This window comes from Chryseobacterium koreense CCUG 49689 (genome assembly GCF_001045435.1).
Taxonomy (GTDB): Bacteria; Bacteroidota; Bacteroidia; order Flavobacteriales; family Weeksellaceae; genus Kaistella; species Kaistella koreensis.
In genome coordinates this window covers 1-6,073 of sequence record NZ_LFNG01000051.1, presented here as the reverse complement: position 1 = coordinate 6,073, position 6,073 = coordinate 1, and the positions used below count along the sequence as shown (strand labels likewise).

At 39.9% G+C, this 6,073-nt stretch carries 6 protein-coding genes; 1 reads left to right on the top strand and 5 read right to left on the bottom strand.

Annotated features, from left to right (window positions below; translation table 11 throughout):
* Window positions 1-161: 161 nt before the first annotated feature.
* The 5 genes from ACM44_RS14680 to ACM44_RS14660 form a co-directional block, all read right to left on the bottom strand.
* Window positions 162-557: a hypothetical protein gene (locus ACM44_RS14680; RefSeq protein WP_048500814.1), complete on the bottom strand. Its 396-nt coding sequence runs from the start codon at window positions 555-557 to the stop codon at window positions 162-164.
* A gap of 18 nt (window positions 558-575) precedes the next feature.
* Window positions 576-1,202 carry an AAA family ATPase gene (locus tag ACM44_RS14675; RefSeq protein ID WP_048500813.1) on the bottom strand — a complete coding sequence of 209 codons (627 nt, stop codon included), beginning with the start codon at window positions 1,200-1,202 and terminating at the stop codon, window positions 576-578.
* Complete coding sequence (locus ACM44_RS14670; RefSeq protein ID WP_048500812.1) at window positions 1,203-2,081, bottom strand: ATP-binding protein; 879 nt, start codon at window positions 2,079-2,081, stop codon at window positions 1,203-1,205.
* A 17-nt stretch (window positions 2,082-2,098) separates the two neighbouring features.
* Window positions 2,099-4,153: a hypothetical protein gene (locus tag ACM44_RS14665; protein ID WP_048500811.1), complete on the bottom strand. Its 2,055-nt coding sequence runs from the start codon at window positions 4,151-4,153 to the stop codon at window positions 2,099-2,101.
* Window positions 4,154-4,300: 147 nt separating this feature from the next.
* Entirely contained in the window at window positions 4,301-4,525 is a 225-nt protein-coding gene (locus ACM44_RS14660; RefSeq protein ID WP_048500810.1) for a hypothetical protein, read from the bottom strand.
* Window positions 4,526-4,586: 61 nt separating this feature from the next.
* Here ACM44_RS14660 and ACM44_RS14915 point away from each other — a divergent pair, with 61 nt between their 5' ends.
* On the top strand, window positions 4,587-5,258 hold the full coding sequence (locus ACM44_RS14915) for a helix-turn-helix domain-containing protein (protein WP_053215484.1): 672 nt from the start codon (window positions 4,587-4,589) through the stop codon (window positions 5,256-5,258).
* Window positions 5,259-6,073: the final 815 nt, after the last annotated feature.

Below are 6,073 nucleotides of genomic sequence, written 5' to 3'. Positions count from 1 at the left end.
AATCTGGTTGATCATGAGCTGTGCCGCCTGTTGCAGATTGCAGTTTCGCAGATTGGTGAAATGTTCACCATCAAATGCCAGGAAAAGGCACGGAACTTTAGCATCACTCATTTTTTGAAGGATGTCCTTCACTTCTTGTTTTAACTCTTCTGTCATAATTTTTAATTGAGATTAAATTGATATTTAGGTTTTGTTCTCTCTTTTGGTTTTACAGTTCGGATCAGCGAAGCCGGATAATAGTTCTCGAGATCCATCGCGAAGTCGTACAGAAACTTGTAGTAAGTTTTGGCAGAATCCTGTATCTGGTTCATCATGTATCCGCCGTATTCATTGACCATCCTGTTTTCTACCAGGATCTGCCACTGTTTGTTGTAGTATACGAATAGGCTTTCGTTTGAAATCAGGTCGCGGTCCTTATGAAAGAACTTCATCGCCATAGCTTCACACCAGGTCACAAAAAACTGATGAATCAGGTTATCGTAACCCCAGTCGTTGTAACCCAGCGCTTTTTTTACCAGCGTTCGGTTTGGGTTGTTTGGGTTGGTGATTGTTTTCATTGTTGTGAATTGTTTTTTTTACTTAATTATATCAGATCCGTGAAGGATCATTGCTTTTTCTTGGTCGATAACGAACTGTCCGCCGGTGGTTCTGCCGCCTACTGTAGCAACCAAACCTTGCACTCTCACAATTCTGTCCGCCATTCGTTTGATCATCTTTGCTGTGGCGGTGTAAGGTTCACCACGCTCTTCATGCGCCAGGAAGATGAAGAGTTTGTCCGGGTTTTCTTTCACCAGTTCCTGCAGACCGCCGTTCTTTAGTTCATCGCTGTAAAACGTCACGTTGTCGATGAAAACCAGTTTCGGTGCGTAGCGCTTTTTAAGCGATTCCCGAAGCTCCGCAAGTGGCAGATAACCGTAGGCTTTGAACTTCTTGTTTTTGGGGTCAAAATGCGCCCTTTGGATCACTTCCTGGAAAGTTAATCCTAAACCCTCCTCAGCTGAGATATAAAGCACCGGTTCCAGCGAGCTGAGGAATTGTGCCAATAACATTGCAAACCATGTTTTCCCTTGCTTTTCCTCACCGTAGATGATCCAAACCTTTCCAGTTCTTTCCGGTTTTCCGAAGATTTCCAGCCAGATACCTACGAGTTCCAGGATCTTCATTTTCCGGCTCAAAATGTTACTTACTGTGTAGGTCCTCATTTACGCCGAAATTTTAATGAGCGTTTCCAAATGACGCAGTGTAGCTTCTTTTTTCAAACATTGTTTCACCAAAGTTTCTACCGGTTGGGTTCCGGTGTGGTTGGCGGTTGCAACCTGCGTAAGCAATTCACTGTAAAATGCCTGTTTATCAAGTACGCCATTGGGCGTAAGTTGAATAAATTCGTCTGAAAAGCGGCTGAATATTTCAGCGAAGCCAACTTTCTTGTTATTGATCCCTTTCTGGATCTTGTTTCTCAAACCGTCTGCACCCATCATCAACCATCCACAGTTACCGTCGCATGAGTTCCACAGTTCTTTCAGTTCCAGAAATGCCGTGTATTCCAGGTCACCAACTTCATCCAGTACGAAAACAGGACTTTCCAGCTGATTGATGTAATACTTCAGGTTCTCTTTTACATCCACGTACTTTCCTTTGTTATCGATTCCCAGTGTTTTCGCGAAATGACGCACAAACAGCTGTTTGCTTTTCGCTTGTGAGCAATCGATGTAAAAAGCGTTTCGCATGGTTTTCACGATGTTTTTGGCGCTGAAAGTCTTGCCGATACCACAAGCATCCACAAGGACCATCGAGCGCGCAAACTGCTGGCAGAAATGGATACTACTTTCGATCTCTGTATATACTCTTGTTCGCACTACCTTCCAGCTGCTTTTTTTGTTATTAACGCCCAGCTCTCTGCCGATCTGCAGCCATTGGCTTAGTGAAATAAGCCCGTCGATTTCGCCTTTATTCAGTCTGCTGAAAACAGCTCCACTAATTCCGTAGATCTTTGCAAACTGCCCGTCCGTCCCTCCGAAATTTGGGCGGCGTTCGAGTAATGCCGTTCTTACATTCTGTTTGTACTCTAATGATAATTCCATGTTGTGTAATTTTTTTGTTATTTAAAGAATGAGTTTTGCCAGCTTACGGATGGTACCATGGCCATTTTTTCAGCGTCATCGGTATCGATGATCTCAGCGTCTGTGGTTTGTGGCTGGAACCGGTTGTGCTTCATGCCCGGGATAAAGAATCCGTTTTTTGGTTCCGGTTTTGGCTGCTGGAAGATGTTAACCTTCATCAGCGCTTTCTCCTGGTGACGGATGAACGATTCTACCGTGGAAACATAACTGCTCTGGATCTCGCGGGCTTCATCATCAGCTGCGGTGCGTTCGATGATGGCTCTGTTATATTTAGGCATTTCCTGAACCTCACAGATAAAACGTCCTTCGTAGAATGCAAGCGCTTTCATTACGTTTCCGGCGTTATCATCCAGCCAGTAAACGTCGACATCTTTGCCCTCAATCGCTTTCATCACGTTAATCAGCGGTTCACCCAGACAGATCTGTCCGTTCTGCGCAATCGCGCGGGCTTTACCCTGTAATTTTATATATCCGGTATTGCAGGATGATTTCTGGTGATATCCCAGGAACGGAAGGATCGCTTTCCAGTTAGTTGGCTTCAGTTCGGGATGTTGGTTCTGTAAGAAAAATTCCCATCGCGTAACAGAAGAATCCTGCGAGTGTGGTGAGTTGTTCCAGGTGTATATATCCTGAATAGCGCCTTCCACAATCTGATCGTAAGGAATCTGCGGAACTGCTTTTGGTCCCATCTGGTTGCTTTCGGATTTGGCGTGCGGTCTGGCTAACCATCCTTCACGCTGTTTTTCAACTTCGTAACGTAAGGCACCGAAATAGCGTTCAATTCGTTTTCCTCGTGCATTATTTGCTTCGATTCTTATATTCTGGAACATGTATCCTTCCTGCAGGAATGTATCGGTAAAACTGCTGTTTAATGCGCTTTCCGCTTCCAGTCCGTCCGGCAGATTCAAGCCCCATTCTGTGTAATTGCGGACCATCTGGCGGTAGAACTCGGTAATAATGCCTTCTTTTGTTTTTCCGTACACGAAAACGGTGAAGCATTCAGACGCCAGATCAATTCCGTTGTAAAACCAAACGCGGTTACCGTCAAGATCTTTGAACGGCGGGTTCCGGTCATCGATGGAAATAAGTGATCCTGCGAATTTTGGTCTTTCGAGCTGATGATATGGTTTGAATTGCCCCATATACTTTTGGCGGTCGCCGGATCTCTGCTTGTAAGTTGCCGCTTTATTTTCCCAGGAAGACAGATAAAGGCGCACTGTGCTTTCAGAAAGTTTTGGGAATCCTTTTGGATCATATATTTCGCCGGTATCTTCGTTGTAAACCTGTGCATATCCGCTTAAAAATGCTTCATAAGCTCTGTAAATCTCGGTTGCTGTTGGTTTATGCGAAATATTGGCAAATAATCCGTTAAGGATCGCTTCCGTAACATCATCAACAATTCTGGCATTCTGTTTCCTTTTTCCTTCGATATCTTTAATGATCGCTGCGAAATTGTAAGGCCATTCATTAAACGGCGTTTCAAAATCGTTTAAAGCTTCTTTAAAACGGGTTGGATGCGTCGGCAGATTGTGCTGAATATCGAATCTTTTTAAAAGGATCGGATTGAAAGAATTGCTTTCCTCACATAGGAATGTATTAAGCCCTTTCAGCGACATTCCTAATTTCAAACGCTCGATCTGGTATTTTTCACGAAGCTTCAGAATACTGATCAGCACACTTGCATTCGTAATATAGCGCTGCTGTTCATCCGGGCTAAGATAAGATCCGTCTGGGCGCGTGAAGTTGGTATAAAAATCAACTGCCACAGAATCGGTTTTGTAGAAATACAGCAGATTGTGTTCTACTTTGCGCGGATCACCCAGTTTCTGCTGGATGTGGTTTGGGAGACTGTCAAAATCAATGATCAGTTTCATGTTCTTGCCGCCGCCGCGCTGCAACGCTTTTACACCGTATGGTTTCTCACGGTTTCGGCTGATCTCTTTGGACAGAACATTCTGCGAACTCCAAAATCTTGGAACCAGTTCATCCACGTTCACAGCAACGGCATTGGTATTATTCCAGAAATGTGGCATATTACATCGGCTTATATGTGGTTTTAACAACGAATCCAAAAACACGGAAATAAGTAGCTATCTCGGGCTTTCTGGTTTCCACATCCGTTACCTGTCTGGTTGTGTAATTGAAAATGAACTTAATGGTTTTAGCAATCCTTTCCATAATTATTGATTTTTGAAATTTTGTACTGTTTTGTTTTTAGCGTCTTCAAGTTGTTTGCAGATGATTTTGTATTCTTTTTTTATTCTGTCCGGAACCACGCCTTTTCTATTACCGTTCACGCTTTGTCGTATGTAGTAAGCAGAAAGACCAAATTTTTCTACAAGTGCCTGAATAGCATCTACATTATGCTGACTGTATTCTGCCTTTTTTTTTGTTCCTTTGTTCATTGTTTAATAAGTTTCAAATAATAAAACAAAGATAGATAAAATTTTATCTATTTAGCTAATTATGGATAGAAAAATAACCAATATTAAAGAAAGAATATTGTACTTCATTGAGAATCAAGGTGAAAAAAAAGAAGATTTTTTCCAGAAACTCAATTTATCCTATTCGAATTTCAAGGGTCCTCAAAAAAATTCTGCATTAGGATCAGATGCAATAGATAGAATTCTAACTAAGTATATCAATCTTAATCCAGACTGGCTTATTACCGGCAGAGGTGATATGTTGAGGAAGACATATTCTAATAATATGATTGCGCCAGTGCTTAATCCTGGATCAATAGATATTGGAAACAGAATTGATATTGTTCGCCAAAATAATGGATACAGTCAAGATGCTTTTTCTGAAGTACTGAAACTGGATCCAAGTTATTACAGTAAAATAAAGCAGGGTAAGATGCCGCCAACTTTATCATTTTGCATTGAGTTGTGTTGCGTGTTTACAATTTCATTAGATTGGTTAATATTCGGTTATGCTGTCGAAAGTGATGAAATCCTATCAGAAACCCAAAATAGTGATCCAATTAAAGACATATTGATTAACAATCAGCAACAATTAATTGATTATAAAGATCAAGAAATAAGCACCCTAAAAAAGGAAATAACAGAATTAAAAAAAGCATCTGAACAGGGATATTATTATGACCGAGTTGCTGAAGATCAACCAAAACTAAAGTAATACACATAACTTTTTTTAGAAAAGCAATACTTGTTATTAATGTAATTGATTATATATCAATATCATAAACATATTAATGAATATTATTGCGTTGTAATTAAGCGTGCATTATGAGTGTATTTCTGCTGTTTTTATGCTGTTTTTGTAAATTAATGCTATTTTCCGTCTTATTTTTTTACTGGCAATTGGTAATCCAAATGGTAATCCAAATGGTAATCCAAATGGTAATCCACTGCAATTTACTTCCTTTTTTTTGAAGCTTATTTTCTGCGGATCAGTTGCCGTTTTTTTTAGCTATCTGGAAAAAAAAACAGTCTCAAAACAGCAGTTTTAAGACTTTAAATGGTAATATTAGTACCTTTGGCGGGAATATTATAGCAGATAGATTTAAACGGTAATTAAATGATGTTTAAAACGGTAATAAAATGGTAGCAAACAGTCATATTTTTACATTTAGTTTCATCCAACATTCAAAGCAAAAAAGCCCCGAAATCACTTTAAATATTGGCTTTTTTGGCTTTTTTGTTTACTGTTATATTATTACAATTAGTTTAGAGGGGTGTACTTTATCAGATTGTCTAAATTATGAAAAAAAACAATATGAAAAGCAGCGGCGGATAAATATTTCTACATTTTCTACTTTATATTTAACCCCGCATTTTGCCAATACTATGTGCTTGTTGCACAACCAAATATACCGAAAACTTCCTTTGCCTTCTTTAAAACTTGAGTATTTAATATAATATATTGATTGTCAATTGTATAACTAAATTTATTTTCTTAAATTAGCCTATGCAGGGAAAGAAAAAATACAC